The organism is Dyadobacter sp. CY312 (assembly GCF_021390535.1).
Lineage (GTDB): Bacteria > Bacteroidota > Bacteroidia > Cytophagales > Spirosomataceae > Dyadobacter.
Genome location: NZ_JAJUXG010000004.1, coordinates 78521 through 101912, shown reverse-complemented (window position 1 = coordinate 101912; position 23392 = coordinate 78521). Strand labels below are relative to the sequence as shown.

Below are 23392 nucleotides of genomic sequence, written 5' to 3'. Positions count from 1 at the left end.
TTTAATAGATCCTCACCAATTGCTATACAATATAGCATTCCGTAAAATTCGCATAATATGAGAAATACAGTATGGTGAACTTTTCGGAAATTCATTTTCCCGATCAGATATACTTACCGATAATAGCGGCTTTAAACTTCCTGTAAGGTTTTCCGAAACTCTCCCGGTGTCATGGAAACGAACTTCTTAAAAAACTTAGAAAAATTAGACGGATCGTAAGTCAGTATACGAGCTATTTCGGCAATAGACAGTGTCTGGTCTTTCAGCAATACCTTGGCAATATTCAAGATTTTATGATCGTAAAAATAACAGGGGTGATTGCCGGTGGTCTGCTGTACGGTATCGGTAAGATGTGTGTGCGAAATATTCATTTCATCCGCAATCTCATTCAATTCCAACATTCTGGTCACATCCCCGGCAACGATGTCGCTCAGGTGGTTGTCCAGAAATGCAAAATACGTTGAGGTAATTTCTTCGCTTCGTTTTATAGTGTGTTTTTTGTTATCCGGCATCTTGTCAATTTCAAACTACAAATATCTGAAATTATTTAAAAGTTTGGGTAGGTGCATGCAAAACCCCTCCTCACGGTTTGTCACATTCGCCCCCCTTAATTGTCGCTTTCCCACCGTTTTTTAAACACAAGATATTCTGATATTTGTGCTATTCAAATGGTTAACAGTAAAGGACTTTTACATCACAATTAAAACGATATACATCATGAGCGTTAAACAGGCGTGGCTGAATATTCCGGTGAAGGATCTGCAAAAGTCAAAGGAGTTCTTTAAAGCCATCGGATTCCGGAGCAACCCAATGCATGAGCAAAATCCGCATGTGGGAAGTTTTTTCATTGGCGAAAAAGACTTTGTACTGATGTTATTTCCGGAAGCCGCATTTGCTCACATCGTTCACAATCCTTTATCGGATACGGCAAAGGGAAAAGAAATGCTGATCAACATCGACGCTGAAAGCCGGGAAGAAGTGGACGCCATGGCTGAAACGGCAAGAAATGCAGGCGGAAAAATTTTTGCGGAACCAGGTGAAGCAGAAGGCTGGATGTATGTAATGGGTTTTGAAGACCTGGACGGACATCGCTGGGCCATGCTGCACATGGACATGAGCAAGATGCCTCAACAGTAATTTAGCCAAATCAATATTAAATAACCATCTTAAAACTAAACAATTAACAACAATGAAAATTAACACCTATTTAAACTTCAACGGAACCGCAGAAGCTGCATTCAATTTTTACCAATCCATATTTGGCGGTGAAATATCTATACAGAAAATGGGAAACGCACCGGGATCGGAGAATTTTTCGGAATCAGAGAAAAACCTGGCCATGCACGTTTCGCTGCCCATTGGAAACGACATACTGATGGCATCCGACTGTGTGGAATCAATGGGTCACAAGCTCATCCCCGGCAACTATTCTTACATTTCTCTGAGCCCTGATTCCAGAGAAGAAGCAGACCGTATTTTTAATGCATTGGCCGATGGCGGAGAAATTGAAATGCCAATGGATGACATGTTCTGGGGCGATTATTTTGGCTCACTGAAAGATAAATTCGGTATTCTCTGGATGATCAATTACAACACTGCCTCGCACTGAAAAGCTGTTTAATATTTAAAGAAAACGGCTTCGTGAACTGATCATGAAGCCGTTTTCATATTAAGAATTCAGGAATAATCAGGGTTGATATACGCCGTCGTAGGGATTCTGGTCGCTGCTAACCAGGCTATTGTTACTATTGAATTCGTTCACCGGCAATTGTAAAATAAATCTCCATGACCGGGCAGGAATTTCAACCATAGCAGGATGGTCGCCGCTGCGTTTCACTGGTTTTCCCGTTCTGATCAGATCGAACCAGGCTACACCTTCCGAATACAGTTCTTTTCTGCGTTCCAGCAAAATGTCTTCGATCAGCGCGTTTCCTGTTGTAACAGAGCGGGTTGCTTTTCTTATATCCTGCAACATCCACAATACGTCCTTTGCTTCCACGTCTTTACCTTGTCGTGCCAGCGATTCGGCTTCGATCAGATACATTTCCGCAGAACGCATCAGTACCACATCACCATAAAAATCGTCCTGCGCTTCTCTGAATTTGTTGGACGTCCAATGCCCGTGGTCGGTTCTGAACCAAAACTGGTTACGTACATCATCTTTCTCAAACAGATCCTTAAACTTGTCATTTACATAAAGAAAATCAAATGTCCAGCGTGTTCCCCTCGTCTGGTTTGCCCAAAGTGTAAAAGGTGATCCGTTTCCGAAATTCTGGGTCGAAGACTGGTGTACACCCCACATCCATTCCGCATTGGCCCAGTCGTTGAAACCTGCCTGGAACTCTGTCCCACTCATAAGCGGGAAGTTGGTCTTGGCAGCTTTTGCCATTGCCTCTGCATTAGCCCAATCCTCCATTGTCAAATATACCTCTGCCAATATTCCCTGCGCTACCGGTTGGTTGATCTGACTTTTGTAGGCTCTGCTGTAAGGTCCCAACAAGTCAATCGCACCTTTCAGGTCATTAACCACATTGGCGTAAATAACTGAAACCTTTTCGCGCGGCTTGCCTTCGGTAGTTGCACCTTTGTCGTAATATGGAACACCGGGCATATCCTTGGCTACGTTGTAGGATTGCTGATAAAAACGAACCAGATAAAAATATGCCCAGCCCCGGATCGCCATGGCCTGTCCTTTGATTGCACTTTTCTGTGCCGCATTTCCTTCCGATCTGTCGATGTTGTCAAGAATGATATTGACATTGTTGATGATCGTGTAGAAGTACGTCCAAACCTGAAAGCTCATCGCACCATCGGCTCTGGTAGGATTGGTGTTATGCGCATAGTAAACCTGCATTTGCCCCATTGAATTTCTCACGATCAGGTCTTGCCCCATGATGTCGAATCCGTTGTTAAACTGCATGATGGTTCCAAATTCAATATCCTGACTACGCAGACGCATGTAATTGTAAACGCCGTTCATTGCATTCTGTGCACCGCTTACTGTTTTGAACAAAAGTTCATCCGAAATGGCGGTGGAAGGACCGGTTTCCAGGAAATCTTTTTCACATCCTGTGGATGAAAAAGCCAGCAGGGCGGTCAAACTGTATATTAATATCTTTTTAAACTTCATGTCTTTGATGATTTTGCTTTGATGACTTGATTACAAAGTAGCCTGTAAGCCGAATGACCAGCTTTTTCTGATTGAACCGGCACCATCGCCATTTGTTCCGTTGGCAACCGTTCCGTTCAGACCGGTTTCAGGATCAGTACCTCTTTTTGCAGCTTCACCCCAGGTGAATAGGTTGGTGCCCTGAGCGAACAATTTGATGTTACCAACTCTCAGTTTCTGAACCACATTTTTTGGCAATGAATAACCAAGAGAAACGTTGCGAAGTCTCAGGAAGCTGTTGTCAAACAAGTACTGGGATGAGGCTGAACCTACGTTTGTTTGTGTAAATTCTGAAATACGTGGAATGCGTGTGTCGGTATTTTCCGGTGTCCAGCGATCCAGAATATCTGTACTCATATTGAAACCTCTTCTGTACCTTACACCTTCTGCATAATCAGCATCATAAAGTTTGCCACCAACACTGTAATAAAGCATTACGGAAAGATCAAAACCTTTGTAATTGAATGAGTTGGTAAGTGCACCGAACAGATCCGGCAATGAGCTACCCTGAAATCTTTTCTGATCGTTGTTATTCACTTCGGTATACAGTTCCGTAACTGTACGGCTTCCGTCGGCGTTGTATTTGTACCAGGTATTGTTTCCGGTTTCAGGATTTACACCAGCCCAGTCTACCAGGAAAAACTCATAGCGGGATTTGCCTTCCATCATTTTAAAACGACCGTCGATGATCTCTTTCTGTGGCAAGCGGGTAATTACATTTTTGTAGTGAGATGCATTCAGATCAATATTCCAGGCGAAATCTTTATTCTTGAAAATGTACGTACCCAATTCCAATTCGATACCATCATTTTTAATATCACCAATGTTTTCTGAAATGCTGCTCAAACCAACAGACGGAGCCAATGGTCTGTTGAAAATCAAATCCTTCGATTTACGACTGAACAAATCCAATGTTCCGTGTAACCTGCGACCGAACAGCTGAAAATCAACACCAAGGTCAGTTTGCTCATTACTTTCCCAAACCAGATTTGGCGTTGGCAATTTTGAAAGAATTACTCCCGGATCGTTGTAGTCGTTACTTCCGGTTGCGTAAAGTCCCTGGTATGCATAATATCCTGCTGCAACCCGGTCGTTACCAACCACACCATGGCTGGCACGAATTTTCAGATTATCGATCCATCCTGCACCTTTCAGGAAGTTTTCTGCTGAAATGATCCAGGCTCCACCAACGGACCAGAAGTTACCCCATCGATTGTCTGGCGAAAATCTTGAAGAACCATCCTTACGGAAACTGGCCGATAGATAATATTTTTGATTGTAGTTGTACTCAAAACGGGACAAATAGCTCATCAAACGATAATTGTCTTCCGAAGAACTTGATGAGGACATTTCAGCTGCTGCACCCAATTCATATAAACCACCCAAAGCAAAACGCTGTTTACCGGCATTCAGGTAATTGTAACGGGCACGGTATATTTCCTGTCCTGCCAAAAGGTTTACATTGTGTAGACCGAAATCCTTATCGTAAGTCATCAGGTTATTGAAGGTATAGGAAAACCTGCGATCGGAAGACCTTGATCCCCAACCACCGTAACCAGCAGTAGAAGTAAGCGTTGACGACTGATATGCGTGAGCAGAATACAGCTGAAAATCGGTACTGATTCCACTTCTGAATTTAAGACTTGGAAGTATCTGTACTTCTGCAAAGTTTCTTGTAGAAAGGTTGTCCGTTTGGTTGTAATCGAAATTCCAGTCATAAGGGTTTTTATAATCACCCACAAAACCCGGGTTCCAGCCTCTCCATTCGGTACGGGTTGCATCGCCATAATCTGGCATCAGGTTTCCGTAAGGATCGCGCTTATAGCCTCCGTTGGTGTAATCCCATTCGTACACCGGATACACCGACGGCATCACACGTGTAAATCGAGCCTGTACATTTGGATTTTGTTGTTTCGAATGACCGTAAGAAATATTCGTTCCAAGATTCAGCCATTTATTCACCTGCGAATTGACATTGGCACGACCGGAGAAACGACTGAATTCCTGCACTTTAAAACTACCTTTATCATTCAGATACGAACCGGAAATAAAGTAGGATGTCTTATTGTTTTCACCCGTAGCTCCACTGATATCGAGGCTGTATTCCTGTCTCAATCGCGGCTTGAAATACTCGCTCAGCCAGTCGCCCGAATAAAGTTGTACTGCATCCGCTTTCAATTTTCCATCCAGGCCGATCGGCGTTGCCGTGTTGTAAACGTTTCTTTCACGGTTTTGAAAATACTCCTGCACCACATTGTCCGTAGCATATTGAGCCGCTACATCGGCAGCGATTCCCCTGTCCATTCTACCATTTCGCAGCGCTTCCCAGGCAATTTCAAGAAGCTGCTGTGGTTGTAATTTATCCGGATAGGCAACGGCCATATCAGAATAGCCCCAGTTGCTTCTCACATTAATTGTGGGTTTGGAAGATGTTCCTTTTTTGGTTGTGATCACCAAAACACCATTAGCAGCACGTGAACCGTAAAGCGTAGTTGCAGCCGCATCTTTCAACACGGTCATGCTGGCAATATCATTCGGGTTGATCGAGTTCAGGTTACCATCGTAAGGCATACCGTCCAGTATGTAAAGCGGACTGTTTCCACCTCCAACAGAACTTAAACCACGAATCACGATGGTTGCATCGCTACCAGGAGCACCGTTTGTGTTAAGCACCTGCACACCCGGACTCGTTCCCTGTAACGACTGAGACAGGTTTGTTGGCTGCGTGGACATGATCCGTTCGCTGCCTACCACAGTGGCAGAACCTGTAAATGCTTTTTTATCGGAGGTTCCATAGGCGGCATTAATCACAACCTCCTGCAAAGCTGTGGCATCCTCGGCTAAGGAAATCTGATAGTCTTTTCTATTGTCTGTCTGAACCGTCTCTTTTACATAACCTATAAAAGATATTGTAAGCACACTTTTCTCCGGCACCTGTAAACTAAATACCCCTTCCGCGTTTGTTTGTGTTCCCGACGAAGTTCCTTCCACCCGAATGGTAGCTCCCGGAATGGGCTTATTGTCATTTTTGCCGATCACCGTTCCCGTGATCGATTTTGTTTGTGCCAGCGCGACCTGTGTCAGCAGCAAACAGCACATCAGATAAAGATACTTTCTCATACTGTATTTATAGGTTAAGACTCAACATTTAAACTTTTTGGCAAGCAATAGACGCAATACACAACCGCGAACAGGGCACGCAAAGCCAGCGTCCCGTTTCCCTTTGATAAGTGGCAAACAAAAATTCTTAATAATTCAAGGTAAACAGCTATTCACGGACATGAGGACTTCGTCAGGAAGACACCAGCCATCCCCGAAGCAAACCCATGTTTTGCAAACGAATCAATCTAAATGATCAATGAACAACATCCAGCCATTCCGCATGACGTTATCCTTTCGCAGTAAAAATACATTGCAGCAAACGCTGATCGTACAGGTATATACGCAACGAAGCAATGTGAACCGAAACTTTGTTTCCTGGCTACATAGATACTTTAAACAATTTTTATCCTACACTAAACTAAAATTATGAAGAGCACAAACCTCTTGATTAAATGACTCTGCAAAAGGCGCTTCCGGATTCGCTATCACAATATTAAGGACATTACAATATGGATTCTTTACCGATATTAACCTAAACCCAAGCAATTTTAACAACAATAAAGTATTATTCGGCAACAATTAACAATAACAAGCATATATATTACTATTCCGAAATAGTGTAGAATAAAATATCAGATTTTTCACATTTACCAATATAAGTATTCGAGCATAGAGAGGCAACAATACATAATTCTGAAAAAGAAGACTTAGAGCAAGGAAAAGTCGGTGCCGGAATGTCACGTTTCCATAAATAAGTTGTAGTACGTTGTAATGAACAGATTTGGCTTACCAACAACTATAATGACAAAACGGATTTGTTAGATTAGAATCAACCGGAATATTGACGCTAAAAATAAGTGCCGTAGGCATGTAAGCTCATGCAACTACGGCACTAAGACTAAATGAAAAGGCTCACGTGTTGGAATGTATTTCAGATGTGCTCCAATATAAAATCAGCGGGCACCTTCAATTTGGTATGAAGGGCTTTGATAAAAGGAATATCGGGTTTTTGCTTGCCACGGAGAATCATAGATAATTTCACGGGAGACACCCCAAGAGTTTCTGCAAGATCCTTTTGTTTGAGGCGCATTTCATACATACGTAGCTCAATCATTCCTTCCAACGTTGCAGGAGTAGGGATTGTGTAAATTCCCTGTTCGTATTTTTGCAACGCGGTTCCGATGGCTCTTATTTCTTCTGACTCCTCCTCTGTCACATTCTTTTCTCCTTTCCTCATCAATGCATCAATTTTTAAAAGCATTTCTGCATGCTGTTCTTCGGAAGTAATCACGTATTTGGTTTTATTCATTTTCATAATTTAGTCAAATCAAGTTTGTCATATTGTTTGTGAGTTCCTACGAATTTGATGTATACTGTCCTGACATTGAAATGAATTCTTGCTATTAGGCGATAATGGTTTCCCTTAATATTAAAAACATATAAATCATTTCCCACGGCATCAACAGAGTTAAACATAAGTCGCAAATCATTAAAATTCGAAAAATTAGCCTTTGAAACAATGGTGTACCAATTGTTCAGAGCATCAGAGGTTTCAGCATATATGTCACAGAAATCTCTGATCGTTTTGTAACTGAATATAATCATGATATTTGTTGATGAACGAATAAAATTAACAATTAAATTCAGAATTTCTTAATTAAATTATTAAAATCTAAATTTCAATTATAAGTCTTATACAAGTTGGAACGCGACTTCTACATATTTATACAGGCGTACCACAAAAAAACACCCGCCAACTAAAGTTGACAGGCGCTTCAATAATGTTACCAGGACCAAATACCCCTCGCTAATTCAATGGCCAGAACGGTGATTCGGTCCGGCTTGTTGTCAGGTAGGTTTCTATGGTTTTAACCACCGCTGGATTTTGGGCAGCAACATCATTCTTTTCACCTATATCTTTCGAAATATTGTAAAGTTCCAGTTTGCCAGCTCGTTTCACTGCTTTCCAGTCTCCATATCGAACGGCTTGTTCGAAACCGTTTTCAAAAAATTCCCAATACAAAAATCTTGGTTTTGCCGGCTCCTTTTTGGCTCCCGCAAAAGACAGAATGTTGGTTCCATCGGATTGGTATTTCACTTTGGATTTTGCAATACCGGCGAAGGTGGGCATGATGTCGGCAAAGTAACCCGGTATGTGATCCACTTTTCCTGCTGGCAGTAATCCAGGCGCCCAGACGATCATAGGGATCCGAATTCCGCCGTCGTACATGTCACGTTTGTAACCTTTTAGTTCTCCGCCGGAGTTGAAAAATTCCGCCACCTCAGTCAACTTTTTCGTTCCTTCGGATCTTGCTCCATTGTCTGAACAGAAGAAAACTATGGTATTTTTCAGATCATGATCAACCAGGTACTTTTTAATTTTTCCTACATTCTGATCCAGATTGTGCACCATCGAAGCGTATGTTTTCATGCTTTCCGGCCATTCTTTATCTGCGTAAGCTGAGTTGTCGGGAGCATCCAGCGGTGAGTGCGGATTGTTGTAATTGACCATCAGCATAAATGGCTTTTTTGTATTTTTCTGTTTTGTTAAAAAGTCCAGAGCTTCGTCCGTTGTGATGGCATCAGCATAATAGCCCTTTGCTTCGTTTTTGTTCTTATCAATACTCACAGTCGTTCCATTCACATAACGTTGCGTAGGCCAATAGCCGTTTGCATAAGTTTCTGGATAACTGATCAACCAACCAGAGAAATAATCGAAACCCCGGTGAATAGGCGTTGCCAGGCTGTCATAACCGTCCAAATGCCATTTACCAGCCATTGCTGTTGTATAGCCAGACTCTCTGAGCAAGTTTCCAATCGTAAAATCGTTCACAGCCAGATTAGCCCTGTAAATGGTTTTATTTCCCTTATTTCCAGGCTTGCCACCCTGTTTGGTCATGTTTCCCCGAATGGTCGTATGCCCTGTATGCTGCCCGGTCATCAACACGCTCCGTGAAGGAGAGCAGACAGGTGCACCGGCATAAAAATCGGTAAACTTCACGCCTTCTTTTGCGAGCTGATCAATGTTTGGTGTACGTATCAATTTCTGTCCGTAAACTCCCAAATCGCCATAACCAAGATCATCAGCCAGGATAAAAACAATATTAGGTGTCTGCTGAGCCCAGGCAGTTGCCGAAATCAAAAGCGCACCAATTAATAATTTTATTTTATTCATATTTTATCAAATTACACATTCAACATTTCCCTGTAAGGCTGAACATCTCCTTCCCTACCTGTTTTTAATTTTTGAATGTTAAGTGTTAATGGTTAATTCATGTGTCTCCCATTCTTAACTCCTAATTGTCGCCCGCGACCCCGGCTAACTTCTTAACTTCTTATTTCCTACCCATCAATACCCCGGATTCTGGTAATTCCTGATCTGGTCTCCGGACGTCAGTGGTACACCCTTTTCGTCCGTCAGCATATTCATGAAGGATTGTGGGAAAGGTTTAAAGGTATTTCTTGCAGAGAAAACGCCTTTGCCATTACCATTCTGTCCGTTGTTACCAACAGGATTATCTGACGTCGGCCAGTTTCCAACTTTGGAAGATGCCAATTGATTGTGGTGCAATACCCGCTCCAACTGAATACCGGCGTGGTGAATGCCTTCGTACACAATCTGCTCAAAATTGAACTCACGAGACAACTCATTGTAAATGAAATGTACAAAACGTTTCTCTGTCGTATTCGCTTCCGGTGGGTAATTTTCAGCCAGTGATTTTTTAGAACCGCCATCCCAATACGATGCATCCACACGGATTTTATCGTAGGTATTTTCAGCCGAGCTATACGGATAACTGCGTTCCGTTTTGAGCAATTTATCCGAACCAGGATAAATTCTTGCCAAAACTTCGGCACGTTTTTCGCCAACTTTATAAGCAGCACGAGCCCGCAACACGTTGATATCAGCGATTGCTTTACCATAATCGCCCTGTCTGCCGTATACCTCAGCCCGTATCAAATAGGTTTCGGCCAGTCTGAAAATAGCGACGTCTCTTGTTCCAAAATGGTTGTCAACGGTACTACGGTTCGGATCTACAAACTTGCGTGAAGACGGTCTCAGCGTACGACCCAAAAGCAAACCGGTATTGGAAACAAGTCTGTCTGCACCAGTTTTTCTGTAATAGTACTCACTTCCTTTTTTCACCCACCTTGGATACAGTACGTAAGGCTGAGCCAATGCTTCCTGTATATCAATCGCAGTTTCTTTGGTATTTTCCAGGAACACAAGTCCCAAATCTCCCTGCCCTATTTTCCGCTGGCCGGTTACAGCCTTGCGCCCTGCCCACGAAGCGCGGTCATATTCCGGCTGGATGTTTGCGTTAAAATACGCAGCCTCATCTGCCGTCCAGGTAAGGGATCTGTTGCTGACGTGGTTGTATGGCAAGCCAGGTCCGTCTGTCAATGAAGTGTTGTCAAAAGAAGCACTTTCGTATTCAATCTGAAAACTTTTCTCGAAACGGGAGTCATTTATTTTATCTGTAAAAACGTCATATCCCCAGTCCGTCGGAAGAAATCCCGTTCCCTTTCTTAGCCCGTAAGCCCAGGTCTTGGAAGGAATATTCCAGGCGGCATTGGTATAATCATTGGTGAAAGCTGCCGTGGTACGCATTCCGTAACGTCCATTGGCCAGGTTGTTACCGTAAGAGGCCTGCAAAATTATTTCAGCGTTTTCCTCATTACTCCAGTCACCTCTTGCAGTTTTGAAAAGATCCCAAAAGTCATTTGCAAGGCCCTGATAAGCACCGCCGTTTTTTGAAGCATAGGCATCAATCACTTCGGTTGAGAATATTCTTGCAGAATCCAGGTCATTGGCTCCTCTTCCTTTGTAAAGTAATCCAAGGTAAGCGTCCGGATTGTTTGGGTTTATGGTTCCGTCCTCATTGCGGTGCGTCTGAAATGCCTTACCCTGTTCTCTTTGAAGATATAATTTTGACAAAAAATGCGCAGCTGCATATTTGGTAATACGCCCTCTTTCGGTTGTTCCCGGCAAAGGCAAATGATCGTGTGCAAATCTCAGATCAGAAATAATCTGCGAATAAATTTGTGCCGAGGTCGACTTTGGAAAGTTGAATGCTGCGGGCAGCGAATTGTTGCTTTTCAGAGGCATGGGTACGTCGCCCAACTGTGTTACCAGCATGTAGTACGTCCAGGCACGCAGGAAATACACCTCCGAAAGACGGGTATTCGAATAAGCCGCATTGGCACCAAACTTCCCAGGTGCTTTTTCTTTTATAATTTCAATTGCCTTGTTGCAGTCGTTGATGATGGGATAACCACCAAGTAGCTGCGTCGCGTAATAACCCATGAGGTTGTTGGCATAACTGCCCGCTTCGCCCGAAGGCGCCCATGTAGCGGGGCTGATCGTCGCCCAGTTGTTGTCGGTAGGCTCGGCAATGTCGTTTCCCGTTTCAAACATATACGGCCCTTCCATAAAACCATATTTCCAGCGCAACGTATTGTATGTTCCAACGACAAGTTCTTCAAGTCCTTTTTCAGATTCAAAATAGTCCTGCGTAATGGTGGAGACCATTTTTTCTTCAAGAAAATCCTCGCACGAAACCAGGGGTAACGCCAACAGGATAAGTGTAAGATATTTTTTCATTGCAAATCGTATTTGTAATTTATAGCGTAATTCTAAGACCGAAAACAAGGCTTCGGTTCAGGATTGTATTGTTCGTTTGGCCGCCCGACTGAGCCGATGAGGCTGTGTCCCAACCGGTGGTATCCTCCGTATTCAAACCAATTCTAACAGCCTCTCCACCCCAAATAAATGGGTTCAGAACCTGGGTGTAGATTTGGGCATTGCCAATGTTCAGTTTTTTCAAAAAGCGCTTATCCAGATTGTAAGTAAGCGACACGCTTCTCAAAGCGACAAGTGTCCCGTTTATGTAATTGCGGGCAGCATTGTAGTTGGTAAAAGTTGCAGTAGTAGGCTGTGGATATTCCGCACCCGGGTTGGTTGGGCTCCATGTGTCGTTTTCCACTCGGCGTCCCAAAGTTTGCAAACCACCGTAATACAGGTTGTTTACCCTCGCCTGCAAGAAGAAACTAAAATCGAAATTGCGGTAGCTTAATGTGTTCGTAAGACCAGCAACCCAGTCGGGACGGTTGCTTCCAAGAATTACCCTGTCGTCGTCGTTGATCGTTCCAAATCCGTTGTCAAGGTAGGTTACAGTTTCACCACTGTTCAACGTTACCGATTTGGCGTTTTCCGTGCTTTCACTCACCAATACCAGATCCTGATCTCTAACCTTCACCTGACCCGGAATCGCAGTAATGTTTCCGATTTTTCGGTACAACTCAATAAGACGGGCGTCTTCCTCCGTATTCTGCCACAATCTTTCATACTTGTAATCTCTGAAAACCGATATCGGCTGACCGATGTACCAGCCGTTTCCGGTATCATCCACTTTCCCGTCTGTAAGTTCCAGTATTTTTTCTCTGTTTGCCGACCAGTTGAAATCGGTTTTCCAGGTAAAATTTTTGTTGTCAACATTGACCGAGGAAACCGTAATTTCTACTCCGCGATTTTGCGTAAGACCTACGTTGCTCAGAATACTGGTAAATCCTAAAACCGGTGGAATGGACCTCGACATCAGCAGATCGCTGGTTCGTGCCTGATACACCTCCGCCGAACCGGTTATTAGGTTTCTGAATAATGCGAAATCAATACCTAAGTTTTGCTGAACTGTTTTTTCCCATCTCAGATTTCTGTTCGGCATGGATTCCGACTTGTACCCCGAAAATTGTGTTTCATTAAAAACATAAGCTGCACCGGTGATAGAACCTCCTGTTGAATAAGCACTCACGGAGGAGTTCCCTGTGCGCCCCCAGCTGTATCTCAGTTTCAGCTGGCTGATCCAGTCTATTTGTTTTACAAAATCCTCTTCTTCCAGTTTGTAGCCAACTGCCGCGGAAGGGAAAAATTCCCATTTATAACCATCAGCCAAAACTGATGCTCCATCCCAGCGACCAGTTAAAGTCACCAGAAACTTATCCAGCAACGAATAATTCACGCGACCCATGTAAGACATCAATGCCGACCGGGAGTATGATGTACCGTACGACATTGGCAATCCAAAATCGTTTGCAGAAAGGTTGTACCATTGCGAAGAAGGGAAAGTAATTCCCTGAGCACGGATATTGATACCATTGTTGGTATTCTGTTGCATAGACTGCAACGCCGTAACTCCCAAAATGTGAACGCCAAATTGTTTATCAAAAAACAAAAGGTTTTCCATTGTCCAGCCGAAACGTTTGCCATGCCGGTTAAAACCAATAAGCGGAGCAGTTCCCACCGCACTAAAAGGATTGGTATAGTTTGGTCCAAAAAACGAACCATACTCATTGTCACTGTACTGCGCCCCGAATTTAAGATTGTATTTCAGCCAGGGGGCAAACCGGATTTCGGTGGTGATGTTCGACAATATCGAGGCCAGTTTATGTTCGTTGGTCGAATTGTCAATGTTTAACAAAACGTTATGCGTTGAGAGACCAACTTTATTCGTATTCAGGATAGCACCGTTTTCATCATAAGCAGGAGCGTAAGGCATCAGTGCGAGCGCTTGTCCGTACGAATCTTTGGCACCGCTGTTCGATGAGTTTTCCGAAGTCCCATAATTTTGTAAGGAATAAGCACCATTCAGCGCCAGCCCAACGGTCAGCCATTTTCTTGGAGTGACATCTCCTTTCAGGTTGAGCGAATAACGGTTAAAATCCTGATCAACCATGGTCCCTTCCTGATTAAGATAACCCAGCGACAGATACAACCGAGACGTTTCAGATCCGGATGAAAGCGACAACTGGTGATTCTGTGTCCGGCCTGTGCGGGTAACCAAATCGCCCCATTTCTGGTCGAATACATTCGCTGCACTGTATACAGGAACGCTCGCTGCGTAGCCGCCGGCTATTTCCTCAGCCGTTGCATTCCGCATTCTCACTGTTCCGTCTTCATTCCATTCGTAAGCTCTTCTGATACTGTTGATGCCATACTCCTCTCCGCCTCCGAAAGTCTGTACGTCAAAGTTGGGATCCGGGGCCGTGCCGTAATTCCCTGTGTAAGTTCCGCCGTTGATGTGCGACTGTCTCTGCCAATTCAGCAGCTCACCCGCATTCATCCAATCGGTGGTAGAATGTATCTTCCCTGACGCGTAACTAACGTCGTAATTAATAGATGTCTTTCCTTTTTTCCCTTCTTTATAAGTGATCAGAATTACCCCGTTCGCACCTCGTGAACCGTAAATTGCCGTTGCAGATGCGTCTTTTAAAACTTCGATGGATGCAATGTCGTTCGGATTGATCGCCGTCACTTCACTTGCCGATAGCGGAATTCCGTCGATTACATAAAGTGGTTCGTTTGAAGCATTTATAGAACGGTTACCCCTGATCCTGATCCGCCCCACTTCGCCGGGACGCTGGTTGGTAGTGATATCCACACCGGAAGCTTTCCCCTGCAAAGCCTGCACCACGTTCTGAACCGGTCGTTCCCGGATCTGCTCTTCACCAAGCCTGGAAATAGCACCTGTTATATCGCTTTTCTTTTGGGTCCCGTAACCTACCACCATCACCTCATTCAGTGAGCGATTGTCTGCCGGAAGTGTTACCGCCAATTCTGACTGACTTGTTATCTGAACTTCCTGTGTAACATAACCCACAAAACTGAACACCAGCACACTCTGATTATCAGGAATAAGTAGGTCAAATTTTCCACTTACATCGGTACTTGTTCCCGTGTTTGTCCCTTTGATCACGACGTTAACGCCCGGAAGCCCCTCTCCTGCCTCATCTGCCACCACACCACGAATGCGGCGCTCATTCAGTTTGAAATAAGTTTCAGGTCCTGAAAGGTTTTTGGGTTGGCCCAAAACAGAAAATTGTGCTGTTTTAGATTTTGCTCTCGATCCACTTTCATAAAACGAGCCGGAAAAAGCAGTGGAGGGAGCAAGTGCAAGAGCTGCCATTGCGATACCAGGAGAGATGGTTTTGAGATGGGAATAAAAAACCTTTCGTTTCTGTTTGAGATCCCATTTGGCACAAAGCCTCTTATTTTCTACATAAAATGAAGAAAAAGTCATAATTTTAAAAGTTTTGAGTGATATCCGAAATTGTTTGAAACACGTTTCACAGCGGTTGGCGCCGTTGTGAAACATTTAATCGGCCTCCTTGTCACCAGCAGGGAGGCTTTTCATTTTTGCATTAACAACACATCTGAAGTCTCATGTTATTGAGGTTAAAAATCTTATTATTTTAATTAAAACACCCTTATCTACCGGACGTATTCAACACTTCGTTCGGTATCAGACAAGGCTCTACTTGCTCTGCGCGCTGACTTCACTTCCGGCAAAGATATATTTTTTATTTAGGCTACAAATCCGATAGACTATATAAAATTAATATTAAATGTATTCTTCACACTTATTATTAAAAATGTACTATCTAGACAAGCAATTGGGCAGAAATTGGCTTTGTGCAGCTAGAAATCACATAATTGGCTTCATGGTTGTCTTAGCAAATCAGACTTTTAATTCTTGGCATAAGACAAAATAGATACTAAAACTCCGAAGTATTAAATAATGCATTGCCAAGTAAAAGTGACGGCAACATTTACGATTATTTCCTAATTTCCCATTCTCATACAGACACTACCTATCATGCCATACGATACCAAACTTGCTGAACGGGTCCGGGAATATCTTGCTGAGTTTACCAACCTAAAAATTGAAGAAAAGAAGATGTTCAGCGGCCTCGCCTTTATGGTGAACGGGAAAATGTGCGTGAATGTAACGGATGATGGTCTCATGTGCCGCTTCGATCCGGATTTACAGGAAGAAGTAGCCGAGCGAAACGGCTACGAAACGATGATCATGAAAGGACGGGAATTGAAAGGATACTGTTATGTAAACGCCGATGGCTTCAAATCAAGAAAAGATTTCAGATTTTGGGTGGATATATGTCTGGCGTTTAATGATAGGGCGAAAGTGTCAAAGAAAAAATAGAAACTGATTTCGATAAACCTGTATCCCACTTACCCCATCCTCCGCAAATAATCTCCCAACTCCTCATCTTTATCCAGATTCAGTTTTTGTTTCAAACGATATTTGGTCATGCGCACGCTTTTGGGCTCTACACTAAGAAGCGTTGCAATTTGTTTTGTATCCATGTCCAGATGTATGTAGGTACAGTATTTCAGATCCAGCGGAGTTAGTTTTTGCTGTGCTTTTTCATTGAGTGTTTTAAAGAAACCGGGGTTAATTTCCTTGATCCTGTAAATCGCTTTTTCAAAGTCTGCATCCAGCAGGTTTTCCTCTCGCAGGATCTTATGGATATTTACGGTTTCATTTTCTGCCAGCCTATTCTTTAAGTTTTGCAGCACCTCGTTTTTGTGTTCGATATGTAATGCACCAGCCATAGCTTCTTTTTGCAGTTGCTGTTGCTGAAAGGTAAGCAACTGTTGTTCGGCCTTCAATCGCTCCTGTTCTTCCTTGTGAAGTTTTGTCTGCAACTCAGCTTCCTGCTTTTCTATTTTGAGTTTACCTTCCCTGGCGAGTGAATATTTGAGCCGGTAGTCGTAAGACCGAAACATAAAAAAAGCACCGACAAGCGCGATGATACCCAACCCGATATACAACCATTTCTCTCTTTGAAGCGATTTTGCATTTTCGGTTAGCACCACCAGTTCCCGACTTCTCTTATCGGCCTGGTATTGCGCTTCCAGCCGCTTGGTATGCTGCGCCTGGCTCTCGTCAAAAAGCAGACCGCTGTATTCATTCACTTTTTGCTGAAAAGAAAATGCTTTTTTATAATCGCCACTTTCGGCATACACACTGGCCAGACCGTTTACTACATTAATCAGTGTATGATAATATGGCACTTTCTGCACCTGCATGAGCGTGTAGGCTTGTAAAAGGTATTTTTCGGCACCTTTCAGATCGTTGTCTCGCAGAGCCAGCTCGCTCAAAATCCCGTAACAGCTCGCAACCACCGGCGGACTGCTCGATACATGTTTGGCTACTGCAAGTGCTTCATTAAGGTTGTCTCTGATCGCCTGCTTTATTTTAAGATCCGTGGCCGGATAATACTTGAGGTAATAATTCGCCTTGTTCACCCGAGCTATACAATAGGTATTGAACGCTACCTGCTCCGGATATTTGTGATATACCGCAGCAGCTTTTTCCGCAAGATTGATCACCGAATCCAGATCGGCCTTATGTTTCGAAGTGTCGTATCTATAGGTATATACAACTGCCTGAGCCAGATAGCAATTACTCAGCTGATTTTTATTGCCAGAAATAATTGCATACTCAACTGCCTTGTTGGCATAATTGGAAGAGTTTTTCAGGTCGTTTTGCTCGCTGTATATCGAATAGAGACGGTAATAGATTCGGGAAACAAGTAACGCTTCCGCTTTAAGATCCTTTATTTGCCTTAATGCAGCCTGTAAATTTTTAACCGTTTTTTCGTTCTCGTAAAGTGTCTCATTCAGAGTCGCTTCTGCATAAAATGCATATCCCAACGCCCGCGAATCATGCCCTGTACGTGCCACGGTAAACGCAGTATCGATGTGGTTACGCGCCTGCTCGTACTCTTCCTGATTCACAGCGATGTTCGACAAAAGGACATAAGCCTTCGTTTTCGAAAGCTCCATATTCTTGCCGGATTTAGTGAGTTTCAGGCTGTTTTCAGCGTGTTGCGTCGCCAAAGGATATTGCTCGTTGGTACGGTACCAGTCAGCAAGTTGCTGGTGAAGTGCCACTACTTCGTCTACCGCGATGTTTTTCGTCCTAAGCCTTTGTTCCAGACCATCGATATAGCGGTTTTGAGCGGATGAGGTTGTAGTAAGCAATAAAAGCAAACCCAGCGAAAGAAATATCAAACGCTTCATATATTGAAAATTCATTATTGTTGATGACCACTAAATGATTGCGTCCCTTAGTCAAACGCTTTCGCAACCAAGACACAACCGTATTACTCGTTTACATATATACGGTAGAAATTTTAAGTAATCTGGAAGCGCACCTGATTAAGTTCATGTTGCTAATCCATCAAAGCTATAGCCATGGCTCTTTTGTAAAAATCAGAGAATTGCTCCTTATCGTAATTGGTGCGCATCGCACGCAATACATCGAAAACATCAAGATTCACCCATTCCCAAAGCATGGTGTCAAAATTGTATTTCAACATTTGAGTCTTCACTTCCTGCCTCAATTCAAAAATCCTCTCTTCCGACAAACCCGCTTTGGCGAGCAAGAGCGTCAGTCGCTCATCTGTTTCAGTGCTGTAGTCAGTATCCAAAAACGGCTCCAATATCCAACTCCACACATAAGACCTGCCAACCAATGGAATATGGTTCTTGTGGGCGAAAGTCAAAAGCTCACTTTTGTTTTCAGTGGATACAAATATCAGTTCACCCTGAACTTGTATGCTAAATGGCCTAGACGTAACGGATATGTTATTGATGTCCGATAACTTAAATATTTGCTCGTGATATGCTCTGGACGGTTCGAATGGGTAATCACGAATGACGATATTGTTTTCAATAATCTGCATCGTTCCGGTTCCAACAAACATATTCTCCAATTCCTTTTTCGAAGTGGTAAACATTCGCCAGCCCCTGGTCCAGATATCATCATTATAATCCTGTATCAAGCTCATTCTAAAAATCCGTTTCTTTTTGCATTCCAAATCAATTCTCTTTCGTAAAAATAGGTCAAAGTTCCGGAATCATAACTGTGCATAAGCAAGTAATTCGCTTTATACAATTCAAATTAAATACTGATAATCAAAATGTTAACTACTCTTGTAGACACTTTGTAGACGCTGCGAAAAATCATAGTAGTTGGTTTGTAGACTGCAAAATTTAGCATTGGAAAAACCTGTGACTGAATTTTGTGTCATCAATTTTTCAAACATCCAAACCAAGCACCCATGGTTATTTTCGGTTTACGCTCCACTACGATCGCCTCGTTAAATTCTCAGCTCCAATGCAGGCACTGCCATACCAATGAGTCGGTTTGGCTTTACATCTATCGCCATTATTTTCATATTTTCTGGATTCCCGCCTTTCCACTTTGGAAATCAGCTGCTTCTCAATGTACCCATTGTAAACAGGTATTGACTAACAATGAATTTGACGATGAGCTGAAACAGGCCAAAACAGAAGCTGTCAAAATCGCAAAAACACCCATCTGGACATTTTCCTGGTTGCTGGTAGGTGCTGCCATTGTCGCACTCTTAACCATTTCTAGTCTTTTAAATAGCTGATAGCTATTAGCCTTTACTTTTCCAATCAATAATTCATTTTAACAAAACACAATTATGACTAACAAAACACTTTCCATCGTCTCTTACATTACCCTTATCGGTTGGCTTGTTGCTTATTTTTCCGGAAAAGAAAAAGCCGATGATCTGCTTAAATATCACCTTAGACAATCACTCGGTTTACTCATTATCGGATTCGTATTGGGCATTGCCCTAAACATCGTTATTGCGATTGCACCGGCATTATCATTCCTCAGCTTTGCAAGTTTCGGAATTCTCATTCTCCTGATATTGGGCGCCATTAACGCCTCGAATGAGATAAAAAAACCTCTACCCATTATCGGTAAAACATTTGAAAATCAGTTCCCTTTTATCGGCTAATGAGCGCCTTTTGCATATTGTTACGCTTAGGTGCGAAGCCATAATTACAACCCAATTTGAATAACGGACAACACTGACGATCAGACCCTATATGCACCAGAAAAGATTGAGTTGGATATTAGGTATTCCCTGTGTCGTTTCTGTTGTTTGCAGGTTTCTGTTTGTTAAAATTGGGCGATTTCTGGCCGTTGCCACTCTTTATTCACTTTCAGGCATCCGCCCTGCAAGATCCCGGAATGGCAGGATTTACTATGCTCTTGTAGACAGGACTAGTTCTTATGGCGATGATTACGCAATCAGTCCATTTTCAAGAAATAGGAAAAAAAGTGTTTTACTAAAAGGAAGTATTACCAGTAATTATACCTTTTTTGAAACAACCGGAATCCTGGCACTGAATCACATCACCGATACATTTTATTTTTTACTCTTTATTTTTCACATTTATATTTTACTTTGTACCAAATATCCTAAAACATCCACTTCAATCACAAACGATGGCTATGACGTCATACCTCCATTACACCACAGACAAAAACAATTACCACAGAATTCCGCAAAAAGGCCTGTACGCGCTGATATGCCTGCTTTTTGTGCTGGCGGGAGCGATTATCGCCTATCGCAGACCGGATAATTTCGGTTACGCCTGTGCCGGGGTTTGTTTGGTTATCGGGTTAAGTTATCTGCCACGGATGTTCAGTAAAGTAAGCGTGGACCTGGACCGGAAGGTGATTTTGTACAAGCCATCACTTTTCTCAGAACAGAAAACATTCCCGCTCAGCCAGGTATCCAATCTGTTTTTATCTACGCGTATATATGCACTGGTGCTCAACGCACGAGCCTTTATCGTTATTCATGATGGCTCCAAAGAGCATCACCTCCGGATCGGCCAGAGCCTGATGACTCCAAAACCGATGGAGAAGCTACTGTTGGAAACAGAAGAGATCATAGGATTTCACCCGGCTCAAAATACCGCTGCATGAACGAACCCATTTATGCTCTGGAAGGTGGCACTCTGATCGTCAAACCTTATGTGCATCAGAAAAGATTGAGTCTAATTTTAAGTATTTCAGGTATACCCTTTTTGCTGCTGGCTGTTTTCTGTTGGTTAAAAATGGGCGATTTCTGGCAATTGCCGCTTGCAATCGCACTTGGGCTACTCTTTTTTGCGGTATTCATGCATTTTCAGGCGTCCACAAAAGCTACTTTTTCTCGTGAAACAAGAAAGGTACATTACCTGATGAGCGGGCTGATTGAAAGAAAGAGTCTACCTTTTGATGATGTACTCATTGCTGCAAGATCCCGGAATGGCAGGACTTACTATGCTCTTGTAGACAGGAATAACCCTTATGGAGATGGTTACGCAATCAGCCCGTTTTACGCAAACAAGCGGAAACAAGTGTTTTACGAACAGGACACATTGCCGGTAATTGAGTGTTTTTTGAAACAACCGGCCCCCCGGCTTTGAATCACATCGCCGATACATTTATACTTCACTTTTTACTACTTACATTTTAATTCTACCAAATACTTCAATCACAAACAATGGCACAATACAAATATTTTGAACAGCAAGGGAGTCAGTTCCAATTTAAAACCGATAAAATTGCGCTGTATTCAGGAGTCGGCACCTGGTTTGCCATTGCGTTATTTTTTCTTTATTTCACTACCAAAGAAGACAAATTTGGACTTTACTTCGCTATCTTTTTCATTATTCTAGGGCTTCTCATGCTATTGAAAACAACGAAAAAGCTCACTATTGACACATCTTCACGTACTGTTACAGACAAACACAATGCTTTTACCAGTGAAAAAACGTACAGCTTCGATGATTTTCAGCGCTTTTACATGGCTACCTATTATGTAAGTTTCATTAAAAGCAATTGTATGGGCTCCATCATTTTTGATAAAAATGGGAAAGAGCAACATGTCACGCTGGTGACCACCATGTTTACAGCCAAACCTGCACAGCGAGCCATTAATGAGGCCAGTGAAATTATGGGAGTAGAATCGGGTCTGTAAGCTTATGAAAGACAAATACAAACTGACCATAACAGCCGAAAATCTTACGATCAAACCCTATTTTGCTTACAAAGGCAAACTCTTGATCTACGCATTACTGGCTTTTTTGATCTTCTGCATTGTGCCTTTTTTAAGAGCATTGAGTTACGAAGTTCGCTCCACGGCCTATGCCATCGGTGCTGTAATTGTACTTGTCGGGATTTATGAATTTTTGTTTAAACTCAATGTAAAATTCCTTTTCGACAGAAAGACCAGTGCTATTTACCGGATCACCCCTCCTTTTTTCAAAAAGCGACTGATGTCTTTCGATGAAATGACGATAATTAATACTTCGGAATGCGGTGACATAGAATACGCCATCGGGAAAAAGAAGAACCAATTCGTCCGGAATTATTCCATCAGCGATTCTTTCGACAATGGCAAGAAAAGTCAGCAACGGGAAGAGGAATATGTGGAGCAAATATTGAACCCTATACTGGAATTCGTGGGGAAGGGTGTGTAATATATCTTCCTGCTCCGGTTTCACGCAAAGCAGGGAAAGTTAAAGGTACAGAGAGGGTTCTTTTATACGGTTTCGACCGATTCGACGCACGTTCGAACACAAATTCACCAAACGTCAGCCACTAACATTTAATAAAATGACCGAAAAAGAAGGCTTACATTCAGCTTGTTACAACCAAGACATCAAGTTGGTGCAACAGTTTTTGGCTGACATCAAGCCGACCATACTCAATAAGAAGCTTGCAGACTATTCAAGCCCAATTCAAGGGACACCCTTGCAAATTGCATGTAAGCATGGTAATCTTGAAATCGTAAAACTTTTAATTGAAGCAGGTGCGGACAAAGAAATTAAAGATGTTGGCCGACAATCGCCTTTATCAATTGCTGTTTCAAACAACCAGCACGACATTGCTAAATATTTAATAGACATTGGCGCTGACATCCATTCCAAAGGTCCAAATAATTTACAGCCAATTCATTTTGCTTGTGTAAGCGGGAGTAGGAAAATTATAGAACTATTATTATCAAAAGGCATTGATATTAACATAGTTGACAGTCTTAGAAGTTCGTTGCTTGACTTTACTACAAATCTGCACGGAGGAAATATAGAAGCCACTAAAACACTGGTTGAAAACGGCATCGACAAAAAATATTTCTCAACGGCTTTTAAGTGGGCTTGTTGGCGAAACAACCCAGAGATAGCAACGTATTTATTGGATTGCGGAACTGACTATAAAAGTGAGACAACACCAAAATCCGAATTGCTATTTTGGATTTGTGGATTGGGACACAAAGAAATAGTAAAACTTTTGTTGGGGCTAAATGTGGACTTTAAAACAAAAGTAAAATTCAAAGGGAAAATGATGGCTTACGATGGAAGCCCATTAGACAGAGCTATTGCGACAAATCAAACGGAAATTGAAAAACTTATAAATGCTGGCTAAAATTTCGACCGAAAGC

Annotated in this window: 20 protein-coding genes; 10 read left to right on the top strand and 10 right to left on the bottom strand. The window is 42.7% G+C overall.

The window, feature by feature from the left end; all coding sequences use genetic code 11:
* Nucleotides 1-131: 131 nt before the first annotated feature.
* Nucleotides 132-512, bottom strand: a complete 381-nt coding sequence (locus LZG71_RS07235; protein WP_233818521.1) for an AraC family transcriptional regulator — start codon at nt 510-512, stop codon at nt 132-134.
* 205 nt (nt 513-717) lie between these two features.
* On the opposite strand from LZG71_RS07235, the gene LZG71_RS07230 reads away from it, so the two are divergent.
* Nucleotides 718-1137, top strand: a complete 420-nt coding sequence (locus LZG71_RS07230) for a VOC family protein (protein WP_233818519.1) — start codon at nt 718-720, stop codon at nt 1135-1137.
* A gap of 52 nt (nt 1138-1189) precedes the next feature.
* Nucleotides 1190-1609 carry a VOC family protein gene (locus LZG71_RS07225; RefSeq protein WP_233818517.1) on the top strand — a complete coding sequence of 140 codons (420 nt, stop codon included), beginning with the start codon at nt 1190-1192 and terminating at the stop codon, nt 1607-1609.
* A gap of 78 nt (nt 1610-1687) precedes the next feature.
* Here LZG71_RS07225 and LZG71_RS07220 read toward each other — a convergent pair whose 3' ends face one another.
* The 7 genes from LZG71_RS07220 to LZG71_RS07190 all read right to left on the bottom strand — a co-directional run bounded on the left by LZG71_RS07220 (nt 1688) and on the right by LZG71_RS07190 (nt 15348).
* Entirely contained in the window at nt 1688-3130 is a 1443-nt protein-coding gene (locus LZG71_RS07220; protein ID WP_233818515.1) for a RagB/SusD family nutrient uptake outer membrane protein, read from the bottom strand.
* 30 nt (nt 3131-3160) lie between these two features.
* The gene (locus tag LZG71_RS07215; RefSeq protein ID WP_233818513.1) at nt 3161-6289 is read right to left on the bottom strand and encodes a TonB-dependent receptor; all 3129 of its coding nucleotides are present in this window, start codon (nt 6287-6289) and stop codon (nt 3161-3163) included.
* A gap of 913 nt (nt 6290-7202) precedes the next feature.
* Entirely contained in the window at nt 7203-7586 is a 384-nt protein-coding gene (locus LZG71_RS07210; protein ID WP_233818511.1) for a type II toxin-antitoxin system HigA family antitoxin, read from the bottom strand.
* Complete coding sequence (locus LZG71_RS07205) at nt 7583-7876, bottom strand: type II toxin-antitoxin system HigB family toxin (RefSeq protein ID WP_233818510.1); 294 nt, start codon at nt 7874-7876, stop codon at nt 7583-7585. Before LZG71_RS07205 ends, LZG71_RS07210 begins: the two co-directional genes overlap by 4 nt.
* 202 nt (nt 7877-8078) lie before the next feature.
* Complete coding sequence (locus tag LZG71_RS07200; protein ID WP_233818508.1) at nt 8079-9446, bottom strand: arylsulfatase; 1368 nt, start codon at nt 9444-9446, stop codon at nt 8079-8081.
* Nucleotides 9447-9620: 174 nt separating this feature from the next.
* A complete protein-coding gene (locus tag LZG71_RS07195) occupies nt 9621-11876 on the bottom strand; it encodes a RagB/SusD family nutrient uptake outer membrane protein (protein WP_233818506.1) in 2256 nt (751 codons plus the stop codon).
* Nucleotides 11877-11895: 19 nt separating this feature from the next.
* A complete protein-coding gene (locus LZG71_RS07190; protein WP_233818504.1) occupies nt 11896-15348 on the bottom strand; it encodes a TonB-dependent receptor in 3453 nt (1150 codons plus the stop codon).
* Nucleotides 15349-15924: 576 nt separating this feature from the next.
* On the opposite strand from LZG71_RS07190, the gene LZG71_RS07185 reads away from it, so the two are divergent.
* Nucleotides 15925-16269: a TfoX/Sxy family protein gene (locus LZG71_RS07185; RefSeq protein WP_233818502.1), complete on the top strand. Its 345-nt coding sequence runs from the start codon at nt 15925-15927 to the stop codon at nt 16267-16269.
* A gap of 29 nt (nt 16270-16298) precedes the next feature.
* On the opposite strand, the gene LZG71_RS07180 is transcribed toward LZG71_RS07185, so the two are convergent.
* Together LZG71_RS07180 and LZG71_RS07175 are read right to left on the bottom strand one after the other, a co-directional pair.
* The gene (locus tag LZG71_RS07180; RefSeq protein ID WP_233818500.1) at nt 16299-18155 is read right to left on the bottom strand and encodes a hypothetical protein; all 1857 of its coding nucleotides are present in this window, start codon (nt 18153-18155) and stop codon (nt 16299-16301) included.
* Between the two features lie 152 nt (nt 18156-18307).
* Nucleotides 18308-18925 carry a hypothetical protein gene (locus tag LZG71_RS07175; protein ID WP_233818498.1) on the bottom strand — a complete coding sequence of 206 codons (618 nt, stop codon included), beginning with the start codon at nt 18923-18925 and terminating at the stop codon, nt 18308-18310.
* Nucleotides 18926-19198: 273 nt separating this feature from the next.
* On the opposite strand from LZG71_RS07175, the gene LZG71_RS07170 reads away from it, so the two are divergent.
* The 7 genes from LZG71_RS07170 (at nt 19199) to LZG71_RS07140 (ending at nt 23376) form a co-directional block, all read left to right on the top strand.
* Nucleotides 19199-19534 carry a zinc-ribbon domain-containing protein gene (locus LZG71_RS07170; RefSeq protein WP_233818495.1) on the top strand — a complete coding sequence of 112 codons (336 nt, stop codon included), beginning with the start codon at nt 19199-19201 and terminating at the stop codon, nt 19532-19534.
* A gap of 54 nt (nt 19535-19588) precedes the next feature.
* Entirely contained in the window at nt 19589-19912 is a 324-nt protein-coding gene (locus LZG71_RS07165; protein ID WP_233818493.1) for a hypothetical protein, read from the top strand.
* A gap of 500 nt (nt 19913-20412) precedes the next feature.
* Nucleotides 20413-20892 (top strand): hypothetical protein, encoded by a 480-nt coding sequence (locus LZG71_RS07160; RefSeq protein WP_233818491.1) that lies wholly within the window; start codon nt 20413-20415, stop codon nt 20890-20892.
* A complete protein-coding gene (locus LZG71_RS07155; protein ID WP_233818489.1) occupies nt 20889-21377 on the top strand; it encodes a hypothetical protein in 489 nt (162 codons plus the stop codon). The genes LZG71_RS07160 and LZG71_RS07155 overlap by 4 nt, the downstream gene beginning before the upstream one ends.
* A 77-nt stretch (nt 21378-21454) precedes the next feature.
* The gene (locus LZG71_RS07150; protein WP_233818487.1) at nt 21455-21931 is read left to right on the top strand and encodes a hypothetical protein; all 477 of its coding nucleotides are present in this window, start codon (nt 21455-21457) and stop codon (nt 21929-21931) included.
* Nucleotides 21932-21935: 4 nt separating this feature from the next.
* The gene (locus LZG71_RS07145; protein WP_233818485.1) at nt 21936-22433 is read left to right on the top strand and encodes a hypothetical protein; all 498 of its coding nucleotides are present in this window, start codon (nt 21936-21938) and stop codon (nt 22431-22433) included.
* 136 nt (nt 22434-22569) lie between these two features.
* Nucleotides 22570-23376: an ankyrin repeat domain-containing protein gene (locus LZG71_RS07140; protein WP_233818482.1), complete on the top strand. Its 807-nt coding sequence runs from the start codon at nt 22570-22572 to the stop codon at nt 23374-23376.
* The last annotated feature ends 16 nt before the right edge of the window (nt 23377-23392 follow it).